Annotated in this window: 21 protein-coding genes and 1 riboswitch; of the genes, 9 read left to right on the top strand and 12 right to left on the bottom strand. The window is 52.5% G+C overall.

The window, feature by feature from the left end; genetic code table 11:
- Positions 1-19: 19 nt before the first annotated feature.
- The 5 genes from BUB60_RS03230 to BUB60_RS03210 all read right to left on the bottom strand — a co-directional run bounded on the left by BUB60_RS03230 (position 20) and on the right by BUB60_RS03210 (position 4,395).
- A complete protein-coding gene (locus BUB60_RS03230; protein ID WP_073076169.1) occupies positions 20-1,042 on the bottom strand; it encodes an ABC transporter ATP-binding protein in 1,023 nt (340 codons plus the stop codon).
- Between the two features lie 12 nt (positions 1,043-1,054).
- Positions 1,055-1,825: an ABC transporter permease gene (locus BUB60_RS03225; protein ID WP_242941134.1), complete on the bottom strand. Its 771-nt coding sequence runs from the start codon at positions 1,823-1,825 to the stop codon at positions 1,055-1,057.
- Positions 1,826-1,898: 73 nt separating this feature from the next.
- Positions 1,899-2,777: an ABC transporter permease gene (locus BUB60_RS03220; protein ID WP_073076168.1), complete on the bottom strand. Its 879-nt coding sequence runs from the start codon at positions 2,775-2,777 to the stop codon at positions 1,899-1,901.
- Positions 2,778-2,860: 83 nt separating this feature from the next.
- Entirely contained in the window at positions 2,861-4,099 is a 1,239-nt protein-coding gene (locus tag BUB60_RS03215; RefSeq protein WP_073076167.1) for an ABC transporter substrate-binding protein, read from the bottom strand.
- Positions 4,100-4,125: 26 nt separating this feature from the next.
- A complete protein-coding gene (locus BUB60_RS03210; protein ID WP_143162244.1) occupies positions 4,126-4,395 on the bottom strand; it encodes a hypothetical protein in 270 nt (89 codons plus the stop codon).
- A 175-nt stretch (positions 4,396-4,570) separates the two neighbouring features.
- Here BUB60_RS03210 and BUB60_RS03205 point away from each other — a divergent pair, with 175 nt between their 5' ends.
- Positions 4,571-4,963, top strand: coding sequence for a DUF7957 family protein (locus tag BUB60_RS03205; RefSeq protein ID WP_073076165.1), 393 nt, complete (start codon positions 4,571-4,573; stop codon positions 4,961-4,963).
- A 251-nt stretch (positions 4,964-5,214) separates the two neighbouring features.
- Here the strand turns inward: BUB60_RS03205 and BUB60_RS03200 are convergent, their stop codons facing one another.
- From BUB60_RS03200 to BUB60_RS03190, 3 genes are all read right to left on the bottom strand, one after another.
- Positions 5,215-5,829 (bottom strand): zf-HC2 domain-containing protein, encoded by a 615-nt coding sequence (locus BUB60_RS03200; protein WP_073076164.1) that lies wholly within the window; start codon positions 5,827-5,829, stop codon positions 5,215-5,217.
- Between the two features lie 3 nt (positions 5,830-5,832).
- Positions 5,833-6,312 carry an RNA polymerase sigma factor gene (locus BUB60_RS03195; RefSeq protein ID WP_341444112.1) on the bottom strand — a complete coding sequence of 160 codons (480 nt, stop codon included), beginning with the start codon at positions 6,310-6,312 and terminating at the stop codon, positions 5,833-5,835.
- A gap of 218 nt (positions 6,313-6,530) precedes the next feature.
- Positions 6,531-7,118, bottom strand: coding sequence for a class I SAM-dependent methyltransferase (locus BUB60_RS03190; protein WP_073076162.1), 588 nt, complete (start codon positions 7,116-7,118; stop codon positions 6,531-6,533).
- 334 nt (positions 7,119-7,452) lie between these two features.
- Between BUB60_RS03190 and BUB60_RS03185 the strand changes: the two genes are divergently transcribed.
- Positions 7,453-9,045, top strand: a complete 1,593-nt coding sequence (locus tag BUB60_RS03185) for an FMN-binding glutamate synthase family protein (RefSeq protein ID WP_073076161.1) — start codon at positions 7,453-7,455, stop codon at positions 9,043-9,045.
- Positions 9,046-9,108: 63 nt separating this feature from the next.
- Here the strand turns inward: BUB60_RS03185 and BUB60_RS03180 are convergent, their stop codons facing one another.
- Positions 9,109-9,474 (bottom strand): DUF2200 domain-containing protein, encoded by a 366-nt coding sequence (locus BUB60_RS03180; RefSeq protein ID WP_200796592.1) that lies wholly within the window; start codon positions 9,472-9,474, stop codon positions 9,109-9,111.
- A 291-nt stretch (positions 9,475-9,765) separates the two neighbouring features.
- Between BUB60_RS03180 and BUB60_RS20730 the strand changes: the two genes are divergently transcribed.
- The 6 genes from BUB60_RS20730 (at position 9,766) to modA (ending at position 19,612) form a co-directional block, all read left to right on the top strand.
- The gene (locus tag BUB60_RS20730) at positions 9,766-9,894 is read left to right on the top strand and encodes a hypothetical protein (protein WP_278277456.1); all 129 of its coding nucleotides are present in this window, start codon (positions 9,766-9,768) and stop codon (positions 9,892-9,894) included.
- A gap of 319 nt (positions 9,895-10,213) precedes the next feature.
- Complete coding sequence (locus tag BUB60_RS20560) at positions 10,214-11,230, top strand: hypothetical protein (RefSeq protein WP_242941133.1); 1,017 nt, start codon at positions 10,214-10,216, stop codon at positions 11,228-11,230.
- Between the two features lie 77 nt (positions 11,231-11,307).
- Positions 11,308-12,135, top strand: coding sequence for a sensor histidine kinase (locus tag BUB60_RS20555; protein ID WP_242941132.1), 828 nt, complete (start codon positions 11,308-11,310; stop codon positions 12,133-12,135).
- A gap of 7 nt (positions 12,136-12,142) precedes the next feature.
- Positions 12,143-13,231: a response regulator gene (locus BUB60_RS03170; protein ID WP_073076160.1), complete on the top strand. Its 1,089-nt coding sequence runs from the start codon at positions 12,143-12,145 to the stop codon at positions 13,229-13,231.
- A gap of 133 nt (positions 13,232-13,364) precedes the next feature.
- Positions 13,365-17,993: an S-layer homology domain-containing protein gene (locus BUB60_RS03165; RefSeq protein WP_073076159.1), complete on the top strand. Its 4,629-nt coding sequence runs from the start codon at positions 13,365-13,367 to the stop codon at positions 17,991-17,993.
- A gap of 354 nt (positions 17,994-18,347) precedes the next feature.
- Positions 18,348-18,478, top strand: a riboswitch (molybdenum cofactor riboswitch).
- A gap of 252 nt (positions 18,479-18,730) precedes the next feature.
- Positions 18,731-19,612 (top strand): molybdate ABC transporter substrate-binding protein, encoded by an 882-nt coding sequence (gene modA / locus BUB60_RS03160; protein ID WP_073076158.1) that lies wholly within the window; start codon positions 18,731-18,733, stop codon positions 19,610-19,612.
- Positions 19,613-19,815: 203 nt separating this feature from the next.
- Here modA and rlmD read toward each other — a convergent pair whose 3' ends face one another.
- The 3 genes from rlmD to BUB60_RS03145 all read right to left on the bottom strand — a co-directional run bounded on the left by rlmD (position 19,816) and on the right by BUB60_RS03145 (position 24,264).
- A complete protein-coding gene (gene rlmD, locus BUB60_RS03155; RefSeq protein WP_073076157.1) occupies positions 19,816-21,213 on the bottom strand; it encodes a 23S rRNA (uracil(1939)-C(5))-methyltransferase RlmD in 1,398 nt (465 codons plus the stop codon).
- 139 nt (positions 21,214-21,352) lie between these two features.
- Entirely contained in the window at positions 21,353-21,784 is a 432-nt protein-coding gene (locus BUB60_RS03150; RefSeq protein WP_073076156.1) for a hypothetical protein, read from the bottom strand.
- 74 nt (positions 21,785-21,858) lie between these two features.
- A complete protein-coding gene (locus BUB60_RS03145) occupies positions 21,859-24,264 on the bottom strand; it encodes an HAD-IC family P-type ATPase (protein WP_159435334.1) in 2,406 nt (801 codons plus the stop codon).
- 184 nt (positions 24,265-24,448) lie between these two features.
- On the opposite strand from BUB60_RS03145, the gene BUB60_RS03140 reads away from it, so the two are divergent.
- On the top strand, positions 24,449-26,242 hold the full coding sequence (locus BUB60_RS03140) for an ABC transporter ATP-binding protein (protein WP_073076154.1): 1,794 nt from the start codon (positions 24,449-24,451) through the stop codon (positions 26,240-26,242).
- Positions 26,243-26,314: the final 72 nt, after the last annotated feature.

Below are 26,314 nucleotides of genomic sequence, written 5' to 3'. Positions count from 1 at the left end.
CGTCGTTCCTTTACAATGGTTACTTTTTATAAAAAATCCCCTTGCGGTAATCTATATCGATTGCCACAGCGTCTCCGGCCGTAATACCAATATCCCCGTTCGAAACGAAACGCAGCGCCGTCCGATCACAGGAAACCCGGAGTTGTGACCGTCCACCGAGATAACCGACGGATGTGACGTTCCATGGCCCCGGCTCTTTCCTGAGCCGGATCAGATGCGGTTTTATCATCAATAAATAGTCGCCGTCCTCCAGCGGTACCTCAAGCCTTTCAGGAAGCAGCGGTGCAGGACCTGTGAAACAGCCGTTTTTCACGGTGCCTTCAATATAATTCATGTCGCCGAAGTAGTCCGCGACCTCCGGGCTTGACGGAAATTCGTAAATATTCTTCGGCGTATCGAACTGCACGATTTGGCCGTTCAGCATCACTGCGACCCTGTCGGACAGCATTAAAGCCTCCTCCTGATCGTGGGTGACCAGGACCGTCGTTAAATTCAATTCACGGTGCAGCGCCAGCACGAGCTCTCTCATTTTCTGGCGCAAATGATTGTCCAGACTGGAAAAAGGCTCGTCCAGCAGCAGCAGCTCCGGCTTCCCGGCCAGCGCCCTGGCCAAAGCGACCCTTTGCTGCTGGCCGCCGGAAAGCTCGTGAATCTTCCGTTTCTCGTAACCGGAAAGACCGACCTTGTCCAACATTCGCGTTACAGTTGCACAGCGTTCTTCCTTCTGGATTCCTTTCATTTTCAGTCCGAACTCTATGTTTTCGGCGACGTTCAGATGCGGAAAGAGGCGCAAATCCTGAAAGACAATGACGGCCCCGCGTTTTTCCGGCGGCACATTGTTTACCCTGATGGCGTTGATATGGATTTCCCCTTGCTCCGGCGCGATCAGCCCTGCCGTGGTCTTCAGCAGCGTGCTTTTCCCGCAGCCGGACGGGCCAAGCAGGGATACAAGCTCTCCTTTTTTAACCTCAAAATCAATGCCTTTTAAAATACTGCAGCCGCCCAAGGCGACATGCAGCTTGCTTATTGAAAAATAGTCCATTCTGCCCTCAATTCAACTGAAGAAAAATACATCTTCGATATTGTAGTATTTCTTTATCCGGCGCTCAAGCACGATAAACACCAGCAGCGTTGATAGAACAAACAAGAGGCTGTAGGCCGCCGCAATGGTCCTGTCTCCGCTTTGGATATACGGGAACATAAACATTGCATAGGTTGTGACAGTCCCCCCGCCGATCAACAGGGTCACGAAATATTGGCTGAAAGAGACGATAAACGCCATGCAAAAAGCGGAAATGATGCCGGGCATGGCCAGCGGGAAGGTAATACTGATAAGGGTTTTCTTCGGCGACGCCCCCAATACCCGCGCCTGCGCCTCCAGCCTGTCTCCTGTGGCCGCCGTCACCTCGGACATTATCCTGACCGTATACGGCAGGCACAAAATGATATGAATGAGGATGACCCCGACGACGGTGTCGCTTAAGCCAACTCTTATAAAAAGCATATGTACGCCCATGGCAAACGCTGTGGCCGGAACGATCACCGGCAGGAGGACGATAAATTTCAGGAAGTCCTTTCCCCAAAAAGCTGTCAGGACGATCGCTCTGGCGGCAGGGACGCTGACCGCAATGGCGATAAGGGCCACGGCCGTGGACAGCAGGATACTCGAAAGCAATACCTGAACGGCCCCGGAATATCCGCCGAACAATTCGCCCAGAGCCCTGGCGGAAAACGTTTCCGGCAGTAGATGCGGCCAGGACCACCTGCCGGTAAAGCTCCAGACAAATAAAATCAACAGCGGAAACAGGACTAAAAAATAACTCAAACAGATCAAGGCCCGGGATAATCGATGCCTTTTTTTTCCTGTTTTTGTCGGAACGAACGCAGATTTATCAGCTTTAAGCCGGTTCATTCTTGCCCCCCGTCCTTTTAAGCCTGCTCTCCAGCCTGTAATAGAAATAAGATATAAAAACTGTAAAAACGATCATGATGCTGTTCAGTACCATCGCGTACGGCCGGTGCGCCAGATCGGGATATATATATTCCACATAAGCCTGGACCGGCAGAGCTTTCGGCTGGGTGGCGCCTAACAAAAACGGCAACTCATATGCCCCAAAGGAATAGGCAAAAATTATAATAAATGAAGTCGCTATAGAAGGCAGGCAGAGGGGGAGGGTGACATTTATGAAAACCTTCCATTTGGACGCGCCCAGATTTTGCGCCGCCTCGCCAAGGGACCCGTTGATATTGGCCATAACAGTGACGACGACCAATATGACGAAAGGAATCTCTTTCCACAAATAAGCCAGGATAATACCGAAGGAATTTTTGTCGAACATAATGGATAAAAATTCTTCCTGGTTCTGAATTAAACCTATTTGAAACGCGATTCTCGCCAGCAAACCGCTTTGGGAAAACAGATTCAGCATCAGCAGCGCGCAGACAGTATGCGGGACAATCACCGGGAGCTTGACGATCTGAAAAAATTTACTCCTGGCCAAGCCGCCGACTGTCGCCGCCGTGCTGACAAGGACCCCGGCCGCAACGGCAAAAACCGAGGCGGTCAGGGAGATATACAGGCTGAGCAGCAGGGAAGCGGTAAGACCGCTGTCCTGAAAAACCTCCTGATAATAAGAAAATGTCAGTTTCGTCAGCCCGGCTGCCGGGAAAACCCCAAAGCTCTCCATCACGCCGTTTATAAGGCCGATAAAGAAGACGGCCATAAGAATGCTCAAGGGGAGAAGCATCAGGCATATTTTCAATTTGGAATAGCTCATTCTAAATCCTTTATTTGAGGGGAAACCCTGCCAACACGAAAAGAAACGGTCCGACGGGCTGGCAGGGTATCCCCTAAAGATATTTATTTGTTCGGTATTTCGGACTGCCAGATCTCCTCGATGATCGGCACGACACTGGCGGGCAATTCCGGCTGGCGCTTGCTTAACAGCGTCGATTGGGGAATAACGCCTTTACCCAGCGGGATTTTGTCAAATAGCTGTTTTTCACTGTCGCTGAGCTTGTTATTATCCAGGACAGGCAGCGCGCCCCAGTTCGACGGGTCATATTTGGAAGCCTGCAGCTCCGGCGTCAAAATGGCGTTAATAACGGCCATGGCCCCTTCCTTATTGGGCGCATTGGCGGGGATCGCAAGAAAGCTGGTGTTTCCGATCATGCCTTTGTCAAAGATAAAATCCCGGGCCGTATCCTTTACCGTACCTTTGTCGATCATCGCGGCCACGGTGTTGGGATCATAATTCATATCCATTACAACCTCGCCGTCGGCAAACATATTATCCAGCTGTCCGCTGGAAGCCGGATAGGTTTTGCCCTCTTTCCATAAGTAGGGCTTGAGCTCCTTTAAATAATCCATAGCCGGCTGGATGGCCGCTTTAATTTTTTCTTTATCCGTTCCGGCGGCATTGACTTTGTCATAACCCACGACATCATAGATGATCTGGCGGACAAATACGCTGCCGGTGAAATCAGGCGGCGCGGGATAAGTCACCTTGCCCTTATATTTTTTGGCATACTCCAAGAGCTCCTGGGCGTTTTTCGGCGTTTCCGGGGTAACGGAAGAATCATTGATAAATACGAACTGGGCCTTGGCATACGGCGCTTCCATACCATCGACGGTAACGCCGAAATCATATTTTATATCATCCGAATCCTGGTCTATGTATTTCTGAAAGTTGGGAAGCTCGGCCGTAAACGGGCCGTAAAACAGGCCGTTTTCCTTGGCTGTATAGAAGTTTTCGCCATTGACCCAGAGCATGTCGATCGAGCCCTTGTCCACGCCCGATTGCTTCTCGTCCATCAGCTTGGTGATTGCGGTTTGGGTGTCGTCCATCGGTATGCGTTTTAAAGTGATGCCATAATTGTCTTTAACGTTTTTAGCCAGTACCGTGTCGATCCACTTGTTGATTTTTTCGTCTCCGCCCCAGGAATAAAAATTGACGGTGGTGCCCTTTGCCGCGCTGACAACGGCGTCAAAGCCCTTCTGGTTCTGAGGCGGCGCCGCATTTCTGCCGCAGCCGGAAATAAATAACGTAAAGCCTAAGATCAGCGCAAGTAATAAAGCGGCAACTCTTTTTAGTTTCATCAAATTATGTGTGACTCCTTTTTCATTTAATACGGATACATGCCATTATGTGGGAGCATATCATATATATTGAAAAATTTCAATATGAAAGACAAAACCTGCAAATCGGGTTGGTTTCCAAGCAGCAGCAGTACGCCCTGTTTGACATACATCAGCATAAACTGTTCATGCCAGTGCGGCGGGAAAATTGATCCGTTTTCCTTAAAAAAATAATGCTCTATATGAACCGGGATTGATTTGTTCTTTCCCGAAGCGTGGCCATACATATTTTCATCAATTATCAAATCAGCTATCACATACACCTCAATTGTTCGTGTTCAAGAAACTAAAGTCAGACAATTTTAAAAGATTTTTATGGTACCGGCCCTTTTTTATATAAAAAACTGTACCGGGGTACAATTGAAAAATAATTGTAAAAATGTAACAATCAAACCAATCAATCAATGTGGATAAATAGAAGGGGAGCAAATAATGCTGGAATACAAAAAACATAACAATATTCTGGAGATTAACAATAAACAGATTAACCTGGATTCTGAAATAGACAATGTTATTTTATATGATAATCTTCTGATAGTACGTTTATATAATTCCATGGCGACAAGGGTAATACAGCAGCCATTCAATAATATTTACGCGTTTAACGAAAAAGCAGCGATTATTTGGAGAATAAATGATATTATAAAGCAGGATACATATTATGGTATAATGAGGCTTAATGAAAACAATAATTTAGTCGTTGTTGATCCTATAGGCATTAATTACACCATCGATATACGGAAAAGAGAGGTGCTTAATATGCGGGGCCAGATAGGAGATAAACTTATTTATGACATAGGTGGCGGCCAAAAAAGCGGGATATGATTAACTATACAATTCGAAATAGGACTATAGCAGATGCTGATAAAAAAGAAATTATTGATTATATTGATTATTATATAACAAAATAAGTAGCTAATACAGTGAAAGTGAAGAGTCATTGTTTCTAAACACAACTCTTCATTTTTACTGCTCAACGCTGGTTTCAGCAGTCAATTTCGGCAGGTCATCTTAAAAAAGGCGGGTGTATCTTCATTAGAAAATACACCCGCTGATTTTGAAAGGTAATCTCTTGTCTATTGCGGAATCAAAAGGCCTTCATCCGTCACAGAATAAACGACGTCTTTGTCTTTGCAGCGAATGGTAACGGTAAAATCGGCCGCATGGGGTTCTTCAGCATAATCGAATCCGGTTGTGTAATTATCGGCTTCAAACAGAAATTTAGAGGGCTGAATAGCATATGGCTTAAGAATGAAGCCTGTCGCGACCTTAGAGCCGCCCGCATTTTCACCATAGGTGAACTCGGCTTTTACATTCAGGGCTTTGCCGTTGGTAAGCTCAAGCGTGATCACCCCCGCCTGACTGAGGGGATTTGTATAGACTGCTATATCGCTTGAGCTTGCCGGCGTACCGATAGCGAAAATCCAGGCCAGAATTCCAAATACGATAATGATCGCAATACATCCGATTGAAATGCTCCTGATCGTTCTTGACTTTATTCTTTTAAGAAAGTTGATCTCCTTTACGTCAGCTTTAAACGGCGTCTGATCCATCGGGGCTTTCATCTGTTCATAGATTAATCGGCAATCGCTGCAGTCGCGCAGATGGTCGTTCACATCTTTTTCTGTTTCCGCGCTGATCAATCCGTCAACATAGCCTGGAAGAAGATCTTTTACAATATAACACTGCATTAATTATAACGCCTCCATAATTTTTTGCTTTGCGCGATAAAAGGTTGTTCGCGCCCAATTCTCACTTTTACCGAGGATTTCGCCGATTTCAGCAAATGAAAATTCTCCGGTTAAGCGCATATGAATAACCTCCCGCATGGGCTGGTTCAGCGCGTGAATGGCCTTATACAAGGCAGCTTTTTCGCTTTTAAGTATGAAATTCATCTCCAGCGTCTCCTGCGCGGGTATATCGTCAGTCAGCTCTGTCGTTTGTCGTTTGTTCATCCTATGAAGCTCCTGATACCATACATGCTTTGCTACTTGACATAACCAAACCGACATTTTGCATGTTCCGTTATAGTTTTTTATTGAGCCTATGGCACGATAGAACGTTTCTTGTGTGAGTTCTTCCGATACATTACTGTCATGTGTGAGACTAAGCAAGTATTTATATACGCTTTGTGCGTATTCTTTGTAAATTTGCTCGATGTCGTAACCACTCACTATTTCACCTCCTTGGCCTCCGCTTATATATCCGAAAAAATGGGCTTTCGTTACAACGGTTAAAAATTTTTAACGTCGGGATAAGTAAAAAATAGTCCAAAATCATAGACGTATCATCTTAAAATGCCGCTAAAAATCGAGGCAAAAAATGCCTCGATTTTTGCTTACTTTTTATTTCAAATTCGCTACATATATACATCGCTTAAGAAACTGAATAGCTATTTTTGTGAATCGAGTATAAATAGAGATGCGTCATGACCCATGAATATTTTTCTGCCCTGATAGAGCGTTTTGGATTGAATACTCTTGTATCCTATATTCAGCATAATATCAGCCAGCGCTTTTTGATCAAAGCCACTGTGAACCATATCTGAAACTACTTCGTCATTTTTATTGAAATCAGTAATTATTAAGTGTCCTCCCGGATTCAAAACATCATATAGCTTGAGTAAAACTGACTTAAAATCACGAATGTGAAGCAGAACCTGAGCCATAAAAATATAATCGGTATGCAAATCAGACAAGCTGTCTTTTTCGAAATCAAAGCACAGCGTATCTGCATTCGGTTTTTTCAGCTTTATTTGATGAATCATGTTTTGTGATGTATCCAGAAACAATATTGATTTAAAATCATTCAGCAGATTCAGGCCGACAAGACCGGTGCCGCACCCGAAATCAATGGCAGTCTTACTTTGCGCGTCAACTAAACATTCGCGAATGGCATCTGCTGATATCTTTGCGATTTGCCGCCTTTCGGGCGTGTCATATATATCGGCTATCATTTCAAACTTATCCGTATTTCCCATTATTACCACTCCATCATGTCAAGTGCCGTACGGCATATTTTTTCGTCAATATGCCGTACAGCTTCAGTAATGCGTCATTATATCGTTTTTGGTATTGAGTTTCAAGTTACTGGATAGGGTATTTTATCTCGGCGCCAGAAGATATTTTTTTATCGTGCTGCTTATCGTCATTGAAGCGCAATTTGTCGAATGTTGTTTACAGGCATATCGCTTTCGTATATAATGTGCCTGACAGTTCCCGAAAATAGCAAGAACCGTGCCTCCGGTACCCTGCGATTTTCGGGAATTGATATTATACGTACAACGGCGTGCGTAAGAAATCAGGAGGCTAAAAATGAATCTGCAACAGCCTAATGGCAACGACGCCACTAGGACAGCCAACCGCTCTAGGAGCATTGTACCGTCAAGCGGGCTATGCTCAAGGTGTCTGGACGGCTGCAAGGGAAACTGCGAGGTCTTCAAATCCGCCTTTAGGGGAAGAGAACTGATTTACCCGGGCCCGTTTGGAGACATTACGGCAGGCGGCGACAAAAACTACCCCGTTGACTATTCCCACCTCAACATCCATGGCTATGCGCTGGGCGCGAAGGGTCTTCCCGAAGGCGTCAGGGGCGATTCCGACACCGCGCTTTTCCCGAACGTTTCCACGGAATGTGAATACGGCTGGGACAAGAAGGTCAAAATGAGCGTTCCGATATTCACGGGAGCGCTCGGCTCCACCGAAATCGCCAGGAAAAACTGGGAGCATTTTGCCGTCGGCGCGGCAATTTCAGGTGTTACCATAGTCTGCGGGGAAAACGTGTGCGGCATCGACCCCGAGCTTGTTTTGAGCAAGGACGGCAAGGTTATGCAAGCGCCCGACATGGACAGGCGCATTGCCGCTTACCGTAAATATCATAGAGGTCTCGGAGAAATTCTGATCCAGATGAATGTTGAGGACACCAGACTCGGTGTTGCCGAATACATAATCGACAAGCACGGAATTGAAACAATAGAGCTCAAATGGGGACAGGGCGCTAAATGTATCGGCGGCGAAATCAAGGTTTCGAGCTTAGAGCGGGCGCTTGAGCTCCAAAAAAGAGGCTATATAATTACTCCCGACCCGTCAGACCCTATTAATCAGGCCGCATTTAAAGACGGAGCCATTAAGGAATTCGAAAGGCACAGCCGCCTTGGCTTTGTTGACGAAGAGGGCTTCATGAAGGAGGTCGCACGCCTCAGAGCCTTGGGCTTTAAGAGGGTGACCCTTAAAACAGGGGCATATGGGCTTCGCGAGCTTGCCATGGCCATAAAATGGTCTTCTAAGGCAAAAATTGACCTTCTTACCATAGACGGCGCTTCCGGAGGAACCGGAATGAGCCCGTGGCGAATGATGGAAGAATGGGGCATGCCTCCGATTTACCTGCACTCGGCCGCTTATGAATTTGCCGATATTTTGAATAATAGCGGCGAAAGAGTGCCTGACATGGCTTTTGCCGGAGGCTTCAGCTCGGAAGACGGTGTGTTCAAGGCTCTGGCGCTGGGCGCGCCGTACACGAAGGCTGTCTGCATGGGCAGGGCGCTTATGATACCCGGTATGGTCGGAAAGAACATAGAGCAGTGGATGAAGGACGGCGAGCTGCCCAAAACCGTCAGCGATTTCGGAAGCACAAAGGAAGAAATCTTTGTTTGCTATGAGAAGGTCAAAGACCTTGTGGGGGCAAGCGAAATCGATAAGATACCGCTCGGAGCCATCGGCATATACAGCTATTCGGACAAGATCAAGGTAGGCCTGCAGCAGTTTATGGCCGGCGCAAGATGCTTCAGCACTGCGGCTGTTAGCAGAAACGAGCTGATGTCTCTTACCGAGGAATGTGCCAAGGTTACAAAGATCCCTTATCTTATGGAGTCGTACCGGGCGGCGGCCATGGATATTTTAAAAGGCTGATTTTATCCGCATAATGCTATCGCAGGAAACCCCGCAGCTTTTAAAGCTGCGGGGTTTTGCAGTTTATTGATGTGGCGGCATGCTTCTCAAAACCTTCTCCATCGGTTTACCCTTTGCAAGTTCGTCCACCAGCTTGTCTAACCAGCGTACCTTCTGCATCAGCGGGTCTTCGATTTCCTCGACGCGGACTCCGCAGATGACTCCGGTGATTTTGGGCGCGTTCGGATTGATTTGAGGGGCTTCGGCAAAGAAGGTCTCAAAGTCCGCTTCTCTATTAATTTGAGACTGCAATCCCTGTTCATCGTAGCCTGTCAGCCATTGGATGACGGCATCGACTTCCGCTTTCACGCGCCCCTTACGCAGGGCCTTTTGAATATACAGGGGGTAGACGTCGGAGATTTTCATTTTGTATACACGTTCGTTATTCACTCTTTATCCCTCCGCTTGCTTTTGGCGCTTCCGTAGCGGCGACAGTCCAGTGCACGCCGAATCATATTTTCCCACAATATCTATTTGATACGCACCCATCGGTGATTTACCAATAGAAACACGACAAGCAATATTACTAAAGCTGTTAATACCGCAGCGAGTACATTTTCCTGATCCAGCCTCCATATATGGACATTTTAAAGCTCTTAAAAGCAATTTGCAATTCTAACATAATCAGCACAGCTGTAAGAATACCGCCTGCAAAAAGTGACAGGCGGTAAAGAGCATATTATGGTTACATACATTAACTTTTCCAGCCGCACCATCGTCTCCACGTGCCTTGAACGGTCAAAAAAGATGCCGCTTGAAGCTGTTACCCCCTTGGAGGACCAGTATCTTCATGAAATGAGTACCCTTTAGCTTCATTTTCGCAATAAAACCTTCAAATGCACTTTTGGTTGAAAGCTTTATTCATCACAATTTTCTTTAATTATAGGGTTCATGAAACGCCTTGTCAAATCGCATTGCATTCAGCATAATTAAGTGGAAAGAGTGGTTTATGAGTAGTCGGTGTGCGCAAATAAGAGCTATGTCGAATACCCACGGAGGCCAACGTATAATAGATTGAAATGCGCCCATAGATGCAATATAATAAAACATCCAAATTCAAAGATGATCACGGCGCTTCAATAGCGATACGGTATCCGCGGTATCTGCGCTGTGCTATTGGAGGTACAGCTTGCTGAAAAGAACTGTTACAGTTATACTGATCATCCTGTTATTTCTTGCGCTTTTATTGCTGTCCCTTCCCAATCGTGCGGCGTTGCATAACAACGGGTTGCAGGCTGTAAACGGCAGATTGGAGCTTGCTCATTGGGATACGGAGCGCACGGAAATCCTCCGCTTGGACGGCACATGGGAGTTTTATTGGAATCAGCTTTTGTTTCCTGCGGATTTTGCGGGGGAAACCCCGAACAAGCCGGCGCTTACCGGATATATAGAGGTACCTTCTTTATGGAACGAAAGGGCTGTAGGCGGCGAAAGGCTGCCGGCTTTTGGCTGTGCTACCTATCGCCTGATATTGGAACATCCACCGCGCCATGGTGTATTCGGGCTGAAAAAGAATAATGCGCGTTTTTCAAGCAGGGTCTATGTAAATGGCGAGGAATTGCTTTCCGACGGTGTGCCGGGGGGACGGGTCGAGGATTATGAATCAGGTAACACCCCGCAGGTTGGTTTTTTCAGCAGTAACGGAGGTAAGCTGGAAATCCTCGTGCAGGTCGCAAACTATGACTATCCGAATTCCGGAATACCGGTTTCTCTGGAGCTTGGCAGCGAAAACGCCATGCTGCGACAGTCGCAGAGAAATTCTTTGTTTTCAATTGCGATTCTGGCGATTCTGTTGACGACTGCTTTTTTATATTTCAATTTCTTTGTTGTTGCGAAGCTCAACGGTTTGAATGAGTACCTGATGCTCCTTTTTTCCGTTTTTTGCCTTCTTTTCTCCTTGATAAATGCCTTGGCCGATCAGCGTCCTTTACTGCAGCTGTTTCCTGATATTCCCTTTGCGCTGGCCTTTAAAGCAAAGGATTTTCTTTTGCTGGCCAATTTTATCGTGATACTTTGGCTTTTTCATATGTTTAAAAAGGGACTTTTGCCCTTAAAACCCATCCGTATCATCTCGGCTGTATATGGCGTTTCTCTGATTGCCATTGTGCTTCTCCCCATCCGTATATGCAAATTTATTCCTTCTTAATGGTCTGCAATACCGTTATTTTACTGCTGCTGCTGATCCAGTCTATTCGATTGTACATACGTGATGCCGAAGGATTTTTGATTTTTATCGCGATACTGGCAATTAATCTGTATTCCGTGGATGCCATCCTGTTTTCGCTCGGGTTTAAGACGGACTCCAGTTTTTTGCAGGTGTATATCATGATCTTTGCCGCTGTGATGGTATTCCTGTTGTCCGTGCAGTACTTTACCGCAATCAGACATTTGCAGTCCTCTATCAAACAAACTCAAGACGCGGAAATTGCTTTTTTGCGCGCGCAGATCAACCCCCATTTCCTGTATAACGCACTCAACTCTGTCGCCGCGCTCTGCGCAACGGTACCGGAAAAGGCAGAGGAGGTGGTCCTGGAACTGTCCAAGTATTTGCGCCGAAGCTTTGATTTCAAAAGAATGGATGCCATGTCCACACTGGCACAGGAGCTTGAACTGCTGGAAGCGTATCTGTACATTGAGAAGACCCGCTTCGGCGACCGCTTGGAAGTGGTATATGACATTGACGAAACGTTGAATTTTCCGGTTCCCCCGCTCGTGCTGCAGCCTCTGGTCGAAAATGCGGTGAAGCATGGCCTGATGGGCAGCATCGTTGGGGGGACAGTGAAGATATCCATACGACCCGAGGGAGACGAGGCTGTTTTCACAATTGAGGATAACGGCATCGGTATGGAAACCGGGAAGCCGGGTCAACTGCTGGAAGAAAGCGCTCAAACAGGCGGAATCGGCGTGCGTAATATCGATCGGCGGCTGAAAATGTTATATAGTAGAGGACTGTCGATCAGAAGTGAAAAGGGCCGCGGGACGCAGGTGCGCTTTGCGCTTCCCCTTCGGCAAGAAGAGCACCGGAAAAAAAGGATCTTGCCGTGGAGGTGATAGGGTTATGAAAGCGATCGTTGTGGATGATGAAGAGCTGGCCCGCAGCCGCCTTTCCAGTTTGTTGGATAAGCTGGACGACATAGAGCTTTGCGGTTGCTTCGGAACAGCAGGGGAAGCATTGCGATATCTCGAGGCAAACGATACCGATGTCGTTTATCTTGACATCAGCATGCCGGAAATGGATGGGATGGCGTTTGCCAATGTGCTGCTGGAGAAGGGCAACCCTGCAAGGGTGGTTTTTGTCACCGGATACGACGCGTACGCAGTGCAGGCATTTGAACTGGCGGCGGCAGATTATCTGCTCAAACCTGTCAGCCGGGAACGCCTTGAAAAAACGGTGCAACGTCTGCGGCGGCTCGGTCCCAGCCGGCCATTCGGGCAAAAAATGAAGGTAGCCTGCTTCGGCGGTTTCAGCGCCGTTGTGGTCGGCGACGGTTCCAGCGTTGTGAATTGGCGCTCGCCGAAGACCGAAGAGCTGTTTGCTTTTTTAATCTTAAACAAAAAAGTCAGCCGGGATGACGTCGTGAATGCGCTGTGGGATGGTCTGGCACCGGAAAAGGCTTTGAAAAACATCAATTCCACGATCTATTACATTCGAAAGGCACTCAGCCCGTACGGCCTGGAGCAATGTGTCGTTACCACCCGGAAGGAAATCCGCATTAATCCCGAGCTGATCGCCTGCGACATGTATGAATTTGAGACACTGCTGGACGGCAGGGCGGATCATGGGAATCAGATTTCTATGCTTGAGCGGTTAGCAGAGCTCTACAGGGGCGAGCTGTTCTGCGGGAAGGCATACGAGTGGTCCTTTTCAAAAGCCCACAGCCTGGAGAGCCGCTATATCGGCGCTCTGCTGGAAGGGATGGAATGCTACACGGCGGAGCGGGGCTATGAAAAAGCAGAGCAAATATGCAAAAGGGCTCTTGAAATTGACCCGCTCAACGAGGAGGTCTGCGGCCGCTTGATTGAAATTTATTTGAAAACGGAAAGAGAAAATCAGGCGTTGCGGGCATATAACCAGCTTGAAAAGCTTTTGATGGAGGAGCTGGGAGAGAAGCCGCAATATAAAATAAGGAGGCTTTTAGGCAAGTAGCCCTTTTCATAAACAGGATACCCCGGCCGCAGGCCGGGGTATCCTGTTTATTTTTTGTTTAGTCGAAAAATGTAGAATATCATCAAACGCACCTTTACATGTCAAGGGAAGATATTGCTAAGGAGAAATGACCATGAAAATGAAAAGAACATGCCATAAGGGACTGTCCATCCTGCTCACTTTGTGCATGGTGCTGACCCTCCTGCCGGTCGTCGCGCCGCGCGCACAGGCGACCGGCACCGTGACGCGAACCACGAGCCTCGACTTATCCTCCGTCGTTAATATTGCTTATAATAATTCGGACGGCGGTACGGGCAGCGCGAACCCGTCTGCCCAAAACATCTCGGACACGGCGGAAGGCTGGTCGTGGGTCTACGGGACAAGAACGCTCCTTCTGGACGGCCTTAATCTTGACACAACTTCCTTTAAAGGCATCCAACTGCCGATCGGTTCCACCATCGTGCTAGCCGACGGCAGCAGCAATACCGTGACGACTCGAGGAGAAACTGCATCTGGCGCCTATGCAATCTACTGCATGGGTGCTGTGACGGTGCAGGGCAACACCGGCGAATTGAATGTGACAAGCCCCAATTCCAACTACGCAACCACCGCGTTTTTCGCGGACGGCGATTTGATGGTATCCGGCGGTATCCTTAACGTCCGAGCCAAAAATGCGGTGACGGCCAGCAGGGGCCTTTTCGCAGGCGGTTCTCTTAGCATCGCCGCAGGAAGTGTGCAGGTGTCTTCGGGAAACGCTGACAATTCATTTGCCATATCCTCCGGTACATCCATCTCGATTGCGGGCGGCAGCGTCAGTGCCACAGCAGGTGTGGCTTCAACCAGCACCGCGATCAAAGCTCCTTCTCTCACGTTTTCCGGCGGCACAACCATCGCAACAACCATGAGCTCAACAGGTACTGCTACTGCGGTGCAGTGGAACAACAGTATTGATGTTACCGATATGACAGTGCGGCAGAAGGACTCGAATTCGAGCTATACGCTGCCGGTGGCAGCATATGGGGTTGGCAGCTATTGCTATCGGTATAACAACGGTGCGGATTTAGCGACTGATCTCCGCATCGGGATGAATGTCGGCGCGGTTGTTTCGAATCAAACGGTGTCCGGCAAGGTCGGAACCGCGTTGTCCGGCGCGAACTCCGTCGCCATCACGCTGACCGGCCTCACCTTTGAGGGACTGGCCGTGGGGGAGGATGTGTCGAGCTGGTTCGGCGGCCTACCGGGCGGCCTTTCAGTCACGGTGAGCGCGGTTACAGAAACGACCGCCACGCTTGCCTTTTCCGGCACGCCCGCTGAGGCGTCTGCCGCCGTGATGGCCATTACCATCCCCGGCAATAAGCTGAGCGCCGAAGACGCGCTGCCGGTAACGTCCAACCCTACCGCGACGTTTGCGATTGTGCAGTCGGTGCAGCGAACCACCACGCTCGACCTGGCCACCAATGCCGTTATTAGCTTTAGCGGAGGCTCCGGCAACCCGACAACGCAGAACCTCGCATCCCCAACGGAGGGCTGGGCATGGGCATATGGTACAAGAACGCTCACGCTGAACGGGCTTGACCTTGAAACCAGCGCCGGTCACGCAATCCAGCTTCCCGCCGGCTCCACTATCGTGCTGGCCGACGGAAGCAGCAACACCGCAATCACGAACGCCAGCGAATCCACGCCCTACGGAATCTATAGTACGGGTGCGCTGACCGTAACCGGCGGCAATGGAAGCTCCATGAGCGACGGACTGTGCGCATGGGGAGATCTGACCATCTCGGGCGGAACCATCGTGGCCGTGGGCAGGGGATCGGGGATGTACAGCAGGGGGCTGTATGCCAGCGGTACTCTGCGCATTGAGAACGCAACGGTCACCGCGACGGGCGGAGACAATGTGCAGTATAGCTATGGTGCATTCGCCGCCGGAGATATCCGGCTTTCCGAAGCGCAGGTTACCCTGACGGGTGGTAGTGGCAGCGCGGGCAGCTATGGTATGATGGCCTCACCCGGCAGCATCATGTTTTCCGGCGGTACAACCATTGCCCGCGCCAGTGGCCCCAGTTCCTCCGTGTATGCCATGGTTCTGGGAGCCTCCGGCCACAGCATAGAAGCGCCTTTCATGGCGGTTTTGCAGCAGAGCGGAGAGAACTACACGGTGGCGACGCAGCTTTCGTGGGATGGTCGGTACTATGTGTGCCCCGGCAGCAACAATGCGATTGCAAGCGACCTGCGCATCGCCCCAGCGCCCCTCGGTTTCCCGGGCAGTGGTACGGAGGCGGACCCCTACCAGATATCCACCGCGGCGCAGCTGAAGGAGATGTCGGACCGGGTCAACTATCAGAATGATATCTTTGCCGACAGGCACTATGAGCTTACGGCCAATATTGACCTCAACGAGGACCTTTCAGGCGATCCGGAGCAGTGGAATCCGATCGGCGCCTACCTGCCCTTTACCGGCATCTTCGACGGGAACGGCCATACCATCAGGGGGCTTTATATCCACAGTGATCGCGACTATGTCGGCTTGTTTGGATTTATTCAAGAGGCAACGGTGAGGAATGTGGGCCTCGTCGGCGGGCAGATTGCTTCCGACAGCTCCTATTGTTTTGCGGGTGGCCTGGTTGGTTTTTGCATCCTTGGCACCATTGAGGACTGCTACAATACGGGCAGCGTCTCGGGCACGATTTCCGGCGGCATCGTGGGGCTCAACGCCGGCGGGCATATTCAGGACAGCTACAATACGGGCGCGATTGCCGCGTCGGGCAACGGCTGCGCGGCGGGCGGCATCGCGGGTCAGAATCAGAACGCGGATTTCACCATCGTCAACTGCTATAACACAGGCAGCGTGTCTGCCTTTGTTCCAGAGGATGGGGACGAGGGGTACGTCGGCGGTATCGCGGGTGTAAATGACAATTCTTCTATTAAAAACTGCTACAGCACGGGTGCGCTGTCGGGCACCGCTGTGGATGGAGCCCAAATCTATGTGGGCGGCATTGCCGGAAGCAGCGATCTGGACGAGGAGAGCACCATTGAAAATGCGTACTGGCTGGATACCTCCGCAGAGGCCGGGGTGGAAAACGGCGAAGAGGACGGCTGCATCTCCAAAACGCTGGCAGAGACGCAGGCGGCGGCTTTTGTCGATCTGCTCAACACGAACGCGGAAGCTTTGGAAGACACATACCCAACCCTCTCCCCCTGGAGAGCCGCTGCAAGCGGTGAGAACGGCGGTTATCCTGTCCTCGGCTCGGTGGTCCCGACCTTCACACTGACCATATCGGGCGGCGGAACCGGGGCGACGGCGAGTGGCAGCTATGCGTACGGCTCGGCCGTGCCGATCAGCGCGGGCACGAAAACCGGGTATACGTTTAGCGGCTGGACGTCCTCAGCCGGCGGCACCTTTGCCAATGCCAGCCTTGCGAGCACAACCTTTACCATGCCAGGCGCGAATGTTACCATCACGGCGAACTGGACGACTAATGCGCAAAACCCAAGCCCCGGCAACAGCACCGATGAAACTGTTGTTCTTGTCGACGGCAAAGAAGCGTCCGCCGGTACCGCCGAGACCAAAACTGGTGCTGACGGTAAAAGGGTCACAACCGTGACCGTGGACACCAAAAAGCTGGAAGCGATCCTCGACGCCAAAGGCACGGGCGCTGTTGTAACGCTGCCCATAACGAGCGGCGCGGACAGAGCGGTCGGCACGCTGACAGGGCAGATGGTCAAGAGCATGGAGAATAAAGACGCAACATTGGTGATTCAAACGGATTCCTCCAGTTATACGCTTCCGGCTTCGGAAATCAACATCGACAGCATATCCAAGCAGCTTGGCGCAAACGTATCTCTATCGGATATCACCGTATCGGTGAGCATCTCCACGCCCGCGGACACGATGGCAACAGTCGTGGAGAACGCGGGTAAGGACGGCGGCTTTACCATCGTGGCGCCGGCGGTGGACTTTACCATCACCTGCACCTACGGTGAAAAAACAGTCGCAGTGAGCCTCTTTAACGCCTACGTGGAAAGAATGATCGCCATTCCGGACGGCGTTGACCCGAACAAGATCACCACCGGCGTTGTCGTTGAGACGGACGGGACCGTGCGTCATGTACCGACACGGGTGACCGTGATCGGGGGCAGATATTACGCGGTCATCAACAGCCTGACGAACAGCACCTATTCCGTCGTGTGGAATCCCGTGGAGTTTAAGGACGTGGCAAATCACTGGGCGAAGGACGCCGTGAACAACATGGGGTCCAGGCTGGTCGTCACAGGGGTTGGCAACGGCAACTATAATCCTGACAGGGCCATAACGCGGGCGGAGTTTGCCGCTATCGTGGTCAGAGCCCTGGGCCTCGAGCCGGAAACGGGCTCCAGCGCCTTCAGCGATGTCGCCGCGTCGGAATGGTATGCCGGATACATCAAAACCGCGGCAGCGTATGGGATTATAACGGGCTACAACGAAAAAGCCTTTGGCCCCAACGACACGATCACCCGCGAGCAGGCCATGACAATGGTTGCGCGGGCCATGAAGATCACGGGACTTGATGCCAATCTGACGAGCGGAGACGCCGCTTATTTGATGGGCGCGTACGCGGATGCAGGGACCGTTTCGGATTATGCCGCGGCCGGCGTGGCCGCCTGCGTTAAGACGGAGGTCGTATTCGGCAGAGAGGGCAAAATGCTCGCGCCTCTCGATAGCGTGACCCGAGCTGAAACGGCTGTCATGATTGAACGGCTCTTGAGCCATTCGGACCTGATTTAATCCTAAGCCCGTTACGCCTCATCTTTCCGCCTGCTGCCCGCGGAAGCCGGAAAAACTGCTATATCAAAAGGTTTAGGTCTGCGAAAAAGTAAATATTTCTTCGGAGAAAACGGTGTGACATGCGGAAGCATGTCACACCGTTTTTCAGTGTACTGAAGAAAAAAAGCGCAAAAGCAAAATTGCTCTTACGCTCCAAGGCTTATTATTAATTTCAACCATTAAAGATTTAACGTTGCAACAGGGCTACAAATGCTTCGTACTATTTTATCAAAATACAGCGTACATTTACTTTGGAAATGTTCAACTTGTGTATGATAACTAAAAATGCTTTTTGAGCAATAATTTTACAAAAAAACAATATAGATTTTCCGAGCCTGCGCAGCCTAAGGGAAACTATGGACGCAGGTCTGAGATTAAATTCTCACGGGGTACCGCTGGAAACGGCGATGCCTTCCCTATCGAAAAGGAGAAAGGCCATACGTCTATAAGAGTGCATTAATATGCATTTTTTATAGGCTCGCTTATGGTTGCCGTCTTCTTTCAGGAGACGGTTTTTTTGTTTCTTTTTTTATACCATCTCCCTTGTTTTCAACGCGCGCCGCTGTTAAACGGTGTGCGCTGAAAAGATAGATATTCTCGTAGTCCTGATTAGCGCAATGATAAAATGCCTTAACCTTCATAACAAATGCCTTGATCCCTGACGCTTTCACAAAAAATTATTTATTAGGAGGCACACAATGAAATTCAGTAAATTCTCCAAGCGCGCTTTATCCTTGGCGCTGGTCGTCGTACTGGTTCTGAGCTTTACGATTTCTGCCCGTGCGGCAGCCCCCGGCACCAATTCAATAACCACGGTTAATTTAATGGCAGCCGCCAGCATGCGTTATTCCCTCGGCGAGCGGCAGACGAACGGCGCGTATCCGAGCGGCACCCTGCTCGATGCGTTTGAGGACCAGTATGACATCACGGTCAACGTGACCTATGACAGCTCCGGCAATCTGCTCAACGCGATGATAGCGGATACCACCCGAAGCGCTGATGTTTTCATCTCTGCGGACCTGGCGCGAATGAATTCCGCGGTCGCTGCAGACATCATTGATGGTGACACGGTATACAATTTGCTTAACAACGAATTGGTGCTCGTCGCCAATCAAAGCACCGGTCTTGCACCCAACAGCCTTCCATATTCAGGCGTCGCAGCTTGGTTGGCGGGCGCCAGCGGCAGGACAATTGCCATTGGAGACCCGACTGTCGTACCGGCAGGAAGCTACACAAGGCTGGTATTCGATGCCATCGACCCTACTGGCGCTACATGGAATAATATTTTAGCAAAAGCAACGCTATATAGCAATGTTACCAATGTGCTGAACGCTGTTGCCGGGAATGTGAACCCAATCGGCTCTGTCTATGCAACTGACGCCGCCACCAACGGCAGCCTTATCGTGTTAGCCCACGAAGATGTTGATATCATCTATCCCATTGGCATCACGACGGCTGCTATGGAAGATGAAGAGGTCAGAGGGTCAGCGGCCCAGGAACTTGTTGATTTCCTAAAAGCAGACATTGCTAAACCTACCGGCAGTGTTTTCAAAGCCTTTGGCTTTAGCGCTGCAGCGTAATAGTTGAGAACGCATTTGTTATCAGGCACTAGGGCATTCCTGCGCGAATCAAACGACAGCGTTTGCCTCACAATGATGAACAAACGCTGTCGTTATGGACAAAGGTATAAACAATATTGATTGTACTGTGCTTTCCGTCCCCGCTTCCTACAGCGCGTTTATATTGATTACGACACCGCACACAGGTTCCCATTCGATTCTTTTCAGAGCAACTGGGGCTGACGGTTGATTGGCCCTTCAAAACCACTATTCGACATCAATACCACCGTCTCCACGTGCGCGCATCTGGGAAACATATCGAACGCCGTGGCCTCCAGCGCCTTGTAGCCGTAGCCGTCGAAGAGCTTCAGGTCGCGGGCCAGGGTGGCGGGGTCGCAGGAGACGTAGACGACGCGAGCGGGGGAGAGGGCGGCGATGGTGGCGATGACCTCGGGGGCGAGGCCCTTGCGGGGTGGGTCGACGACGACCACGTCGGGGAGAGCACCGCGGTTTTTCAGGCTTTCGGCGGCGTCGCCCGCGTCGGCGCAGATGAACTCGACATTTTTGATGTTGTTGAGGGCGGCGTTTTCCCAGGCGTCCGAAATGGCGGCCTCCACGATCTCAGCGCCGATGGCGCGCCGCGCCCGGCCGGCGAGGATGAGCGTGATCGTCCCGGTGCCGCAGTAGAGGTCGAGCACCGTTTCGCTGCCGGTGAGCGCCGCGTAATCCAGCGCCTTGGCGTAGAGCTTTTCCGCCTGGGCGCTGTTGATCTGATAAAACGAGCGGGGCGACAGCTTGAATTTAAGCGCGCACAGCTCGTCGACGATGAAATCGTCGCCCCAGAGCGTCTTGAAGTCCCCAGCCAGGACGGTGTTTCCCCGCGTCCTGTTGACGTTCAGGACGATGCCGGCTGTCTCGGGGCAGGCTTTCCTGATCTCGTCGATGAGCGCGCCCGGATGCAGCAGGTCCGGCTCAAAGGAGACGATGGTGACCTGCGCTTTTTTCGTGGCAAACGCATAGCGGCAGAAGACGTGCCGCACAACGCCGCTGCGGAGCTCCTCGTTGTACGCCGTGACGAAAAACCTGTCCATCCAGCGCCGGACGGCCGCGGCCGCCCTGTCCGACACATCCGCCTGAATCCGGCAGGCCTCCGTGGGGACGATATCGTGGCTGCGCTCCCGGTAAAAGCCGGTGACGGCGCGGCCTTCGCTTTTGCCGACGGCGTAGATGGCCTTGTTGCGGTAATTTTCAATGGAGGACGCGCCGACGATGCCCGTAACGATGACGTCGAGCCCGCCGATGCGCCGGAGCGCGTCCTCCACGCGGCGGCGCTTCAGGTTCAGCTCCTCGGCGTAATCCATGTGCAGCAGGTCACAGCCGCCGCATTTGCCGAAATTGGAGCACGACGGTGCGATCCTGGACGGAGAGGCCGTGAGGAGCTTTTCAATTTTCGCATAGACGATATTCCTGCTGTCCTTTAAAACGCGCACCTCGGCCGTCTCGCCGAGCAGGGCGCCTTTGACGAAAAAAACGCGCCCGTCCACATGCGCCACGCCGTCGCCCTCGTGGGTATAGCCCTCAATGGTAACGGTGAATATCGAGTTTTTCTTTATTTCCGACAAAAAAGTTCACGCCAATCCCAAAAAAAGATTCTTGCGGTCACTTGCGGTCAGTCGACCGCTATGAAATCCGGGCCCAAGAATCTTTAAGTATTATAATACATAACAGTACCGGTATCCGCACCGGCGCCGGCCCGGACGGCTATTCCGATTTTGTGTCACCGTCGTCTTCGTCATCTTCACCATCGTCGCCGCCGCTGTCGTCAGCGCCGGAGGCCTCGTCCTCGGTATGCGCCTCGAGGGCGTCTGTCTCAGTCGTGTCGTCCGCCGCGTCCGCCGGCGGATTGCAGGGGAAGTTCGCTTCCTCCTCATATGCCTCGGCGTTGAACAGGCCGGCCTTCAGGGAGCGGATCAGCTCCAGAATGGTGATGACGATGACGACCCCGGCCAGCACCATCAGGACGACGGCGATAGCGACCGTCCACGGGGAGTCCGGTATTTCGGCCGGCGGTGTCTTCAGCAGCTGGACCAGGATATAAATAAGATAGGCGCATCCGCCCAAACGCGCGAAGACGCTCAGCTTCGCCCGCTGCGCTTTTTCCTGAGGGGTACGTTCATAATCTTTTTTAAACATATGTCCATCCTTTATCGGTCGGTAATGTGGATATTATCACAAACATTATCATATAAGACGCCCAAAAGCAAGACTTATCCCCGCCGGACGGCTTTCCGGCCGTCGTGCTCGAATTTTCTCGTCACCCAGGCGAAGAAGGTCATCACGGGCACGGCAAGGACGACGATGACGGCCGTGATCTCGACGGCAGTCAGCGACAGCGGCACCAGCGTGAAAAAGTTCGTAAACACCAGCCCGCCGACGGCGAACAGGACGAACATGGCGATCATCAGCGCGCGCCGGAGGTTGTTCAGCGGGCGGCTGATGCGGTAGAGCATCATAAAGCCGACGGCGCCGATGATGATCGTCGACATCGTACCCAGCTCTTTTCCGGGGATGTTGAAGTAGGAGCAGGCCAGAATCGCCGCGAGCATGCAGAGAAAGTCCGTCAGCCCCGCGGGCAGCGCCCGGAGCAATACATTTTTCAGGAAGCGGCCCCGGACGAGGCTCGTATTCGGCTCAAGGGCCAGGATGAAGGAGGGAATGCCGATGAGCGTGGCGTTGAAAAGGGAGAGCTGGGCCGGCGTGATCGGATAGGGCAGGGCGACGAGCAGCGCCGTCAGCGCCAGGGCGAAGGAAAAAATGTTCTTGACGAGGAACAGGGAGGCCGAGCGCTCGATGTTGTTGATGACGCGGCGCCCCTCGGACACGACGGACGGCATGGCGGCGAAATTTGAGTTCATCAGCACCAGCTGGGAAACCTGACAGGCCACGTCACTGCCGGACGCCATGGCGATGCTGCAGTCGGCGTCCTTGAGGGCCAGCACGTCGTTGACGCCGTCGCCCGTCATGGCGACCGTGTGGCCGGCCTCTTTAAAGGCGCGGATCAGCTTCCGCTTCTGGTCGGGTGTGACGCGCCCGAAAACGGTGTACTCCTTGATGGCGCTCTTGAGCTTGCGCTCCGTGGTGAGGGTGGAGGCGTCAATGTACTTGTCGGCGTTCTCGATGCCGGCCTCCAGAGCCACGCGGGAGACGGTGAGCGGGTTGTCGCCGGAGATGACCTTGATGGCCACGCCCTGCTCCTTGAAGAAGCGGAAGGTCTCCGGCGCCTCGGGCCTGATGCTGTTCGTCAGCACGATGAGCGCCAGCGCCGTGACGGCGGCCTGCGGCGTCTTGTCCTCCAGGGACCCGGCGTAACGCGCCAGCAGCAGGACACGGCAGCCCTGTGAGGAGTATTTCTCGATTTCGCCTTTATATTTATCGTAGCCGGATAGCAGGATCTTTTCCGGCGCGCCGAGAAGAAACGTCCCGTCGTGCGAAAAGGTGACGCCGCCGTATTTCGTGGCGGAGGAGAAGGAGAGCAGCTGCAGCGCATGGCGTCGGGGCGTCCCGGTAAAGTAATTTTTCAGCGCGGCCATCGTCTCGTTGTCCGTGCCCATGGCCGCCGTATAGTCGGCCATCAGCGCCGCGACATCGTCGGGGCCGAACGTGTCGGGACTGAGCGGCACGGCCTCCCGCACCGTCATCTTGTTCTCCGTGATCGTGCCGGTCTTGTCCACGCACAGCACGTCCACCCGGGCCAGCGTCTCGATGCAGTCCAGGTCGTGCACCAGCGTCTTTTTCTGAGCCAGGCGCATCACGCTGACGGTGAGCGCCACGGAGACGAGCAGGTACAGCCCTTCGGGGATCATGCCGATGAGCGCCGCGACGGTGGTGACGACGCTGTCCGCAACGGTGTTCTGGAGCGACAGCGTCTGCTGGAGGTATAAAGCGATTCCGAATGGGATGATGATAAAGCCGATGATCTGCACGAGCCGTGTCAGGTGGCGCATCATCTCCGAGCGGCGCTTCCTGGTGTGCTTCTTGGCCTCCACCGTCAGCTTCGATACAAACGAGTCGCAGCCGACCTTGTCCAGCCGCGCCCGGCACTCGCCGGAGACGATAAAGCTCCCGGATAAAAGCGTGCCGCCCGGTGTCTTGATGATCTCGTCGGCCTCACCCGTCACCAGCGCCTCGTTGACGCGGCACTCGCCCGTCAAAATGATGGCGTCGGCGTAAATCTGCTGTCCGGCGGTGAAAACGGCGATATCGTCCAGCACGGCGTCCTCCGCCGGTATGGTGAGAATTTGACCGTCCCGGATCACCGCGGCGTGTGGCTCGGCGATGAAACGGAGCTTCGAGAGCGTCCGCTTGGCGCGCAGCTCCTGGACGATGCCGATGGCGATGTTGGCCAGAATGATGCCCATAAAGGTGAGGTTCCGATATGAGTGGACCGAAATGACAAGTCCGGCCAGGACGAAAAATATAAGGTTAAAATAGGTAAAGATATTGTCCCTGAATATCTGAGCAACGGTTTTTTCGGGCGAGGCCGGGCTTATATTGCCGTAGCCGTTGTCCAGCCGTTCCCTGGCTTCGTGGGCCGTCAGCCCCAGCTCCGCGCGGGCTTCGATCCGCGGCAGCACTTTATTGAGTGTTATTTCTGTCTTTCTGCCAGTCGGCACGCTGTTCCCCCGCTTTATGCTTTCTTGGAATTCATTATACCATATTGTGCACACTATCTGTACATTTTTTTCGCGCGGCGCGGCGATGCCGCAGGCTGTCGCCGTCTCTTGCTTTTTCGCTCTGCTTGTGGCAGAATAGGCCATGCTGTGATTAAGAAATTTACGGGCAGAAAATGGAGTAATAATGAAGAAAACAAAACACGAATTATTTCATATGCTGACCGGTTTTGCCAAAGGCTCCAAGCGGTATTTTGCCGTCGCCGTGTTGGCCACGGCGCTGTCCATCCTGTTTTCGTTTCTGATGCCGCAGGTCGTCGGCTTCACCGTCGACTCGGTCATCGGCACGAAGAGCGCCGCGCTGCCGGGCTTTCTGATGGCCCTGTTTGAAAGGGCGGGCGGCCGGGATTACTTGCGCGCCAATTTCATCGTCTGCGCGCTGGGCGTCGTCTTATGCGCCTGCCTCTCCGGTATCTTTAATTATTTTTCCCGCATGGGGACGGCCCGGGGGACGGAGGGCTTCGTCAAAAGGCTCCGGGACACGCTGTTTACCCACACGCAGTACCTGCCTTTTTCCTGGCACACGGAAAACCAGACCGGCGACATCATCCAGCGCTGCACCTACGACGTGGACACGGCCCAGCGCTTTATCTCCCAGCAGCTCATCGAGGTCGTGCGCACGCTGCTTCTGGTGGCGCTGGCCCTGGGGATCATGTTCTCCATGAACGTGCTGCTGGCCGTCATCGCGCTGTGCTTCATCCCGCTGATCCTTGGCTACTCGGGGTTTTTCTTTTCCAGGATCGCCGACAAGTTCGAGGAGGCCGACGAGGCCGAGGGCGAGCTCATGATCCACGTCCAGGAGAACCTGACAGGCGTGCGCGTCGTCCGGGCCTTCGGGAGGGAGCGCTATGAAACGGACCGGTTTGACGAAAAGAACGAGGCGTACGTGGGGAAATGGCTGACCCTGGGCAAAATCCTCGGCTACTTCTGGGGGATCGGCGATATCGTGTCCTCCGGCGAGCTGCTGGTCATGGTGACGGTGGGCGCCGCGCTGGCGGCCCACGGGACGATCACGCTGGGCGAGTACCTCGTTTTTATCAGCTATACCGTGACGATGGCCTGGCCGGTGCGCCAGCTGGGGCACATCATCTCCGAAATGAGCAAAACAGGCGTGTCGCTCCGGCGTATCAAGGAGATTCTGGACGCGCCCGTGGAGGAAGAGGAGCCGGGGGCGCTTGAGCCGCCGCTTGACCGGGACATCGTCTTCGACCACGTGAGCTTTGCCTACGGCGCCCAGTCCGTTCTGACCGATCTGAATTTCACCGTCAAAAAAGGCACCACGTTCGGTATCCTCGGCACGACGGGGTCCGGCAAATCCACCGTCACATATCTTTTAAACCGGCTCTACGACCTCCCCGAGGGCGGCGGCAGCATCAAAATCGGGGACGTGGACGTCCGGAAGATCGACAGGCACCACCTCCGGCGCCATATCGGCCTCGTGCTCCAGGAGCCGTTTCTCTTCTCCAAGACGATTTTTGAGAATATCGACATCGCCGCCCGCCGGCGGGATTTGAGCCGCGCGCGGGGCGCCGCCGCCATCGCCGCCGTGGACGACAGTATCCTCTCCTTTTCAAACGGCTACGACACCGTCGTCGGGGAGCGCGGCGTCACGCTGTCCGGCGGGCAGAAGCAGCGCATCGCCATCGCACGCACGCTGATGCTGGACGCGCCGATCATGGTTTTCGACGACTCCATGTCCAGCCTCGATATGGAGACGGACGCCAAAATCCGGGCCTCACTCCGTGCAAACACCGGGGACGCCACCGTCCTCCTGATCTCCCACCGCATCTCCACGCTGATGCAGGCAGATAAAATCATGGTCCTGGAAAACGGCCGCATCGCCGAGCTTGGCTCCCACGCCGAGCTGCTGGAGAAGAACGGCGTCTACAAGCGGGTGTATGACCTGCAGAGCGGCACGTAATTGATTTTCGCGGCCCCGTCTGGGTTCCGCAGGGCGTTCCATATTTTAATTTAGGCAATAAGCGGGCGCCCC

The sequence above is a fragment of the Sporobacter termitidis DSM 10068 genome (assembly GCF_900130065.1).
Classification (GTDB): Bacteria; Bacillota; Clostridia; order Oscillospirales; family Oscillospiraceae; genus Sporobacter; species Sporobacter termitidis.
Note: the sequence above shows the minus strand (reverse complement) of the source record. Positions and strands in the feature narration are given on the sequence as shown.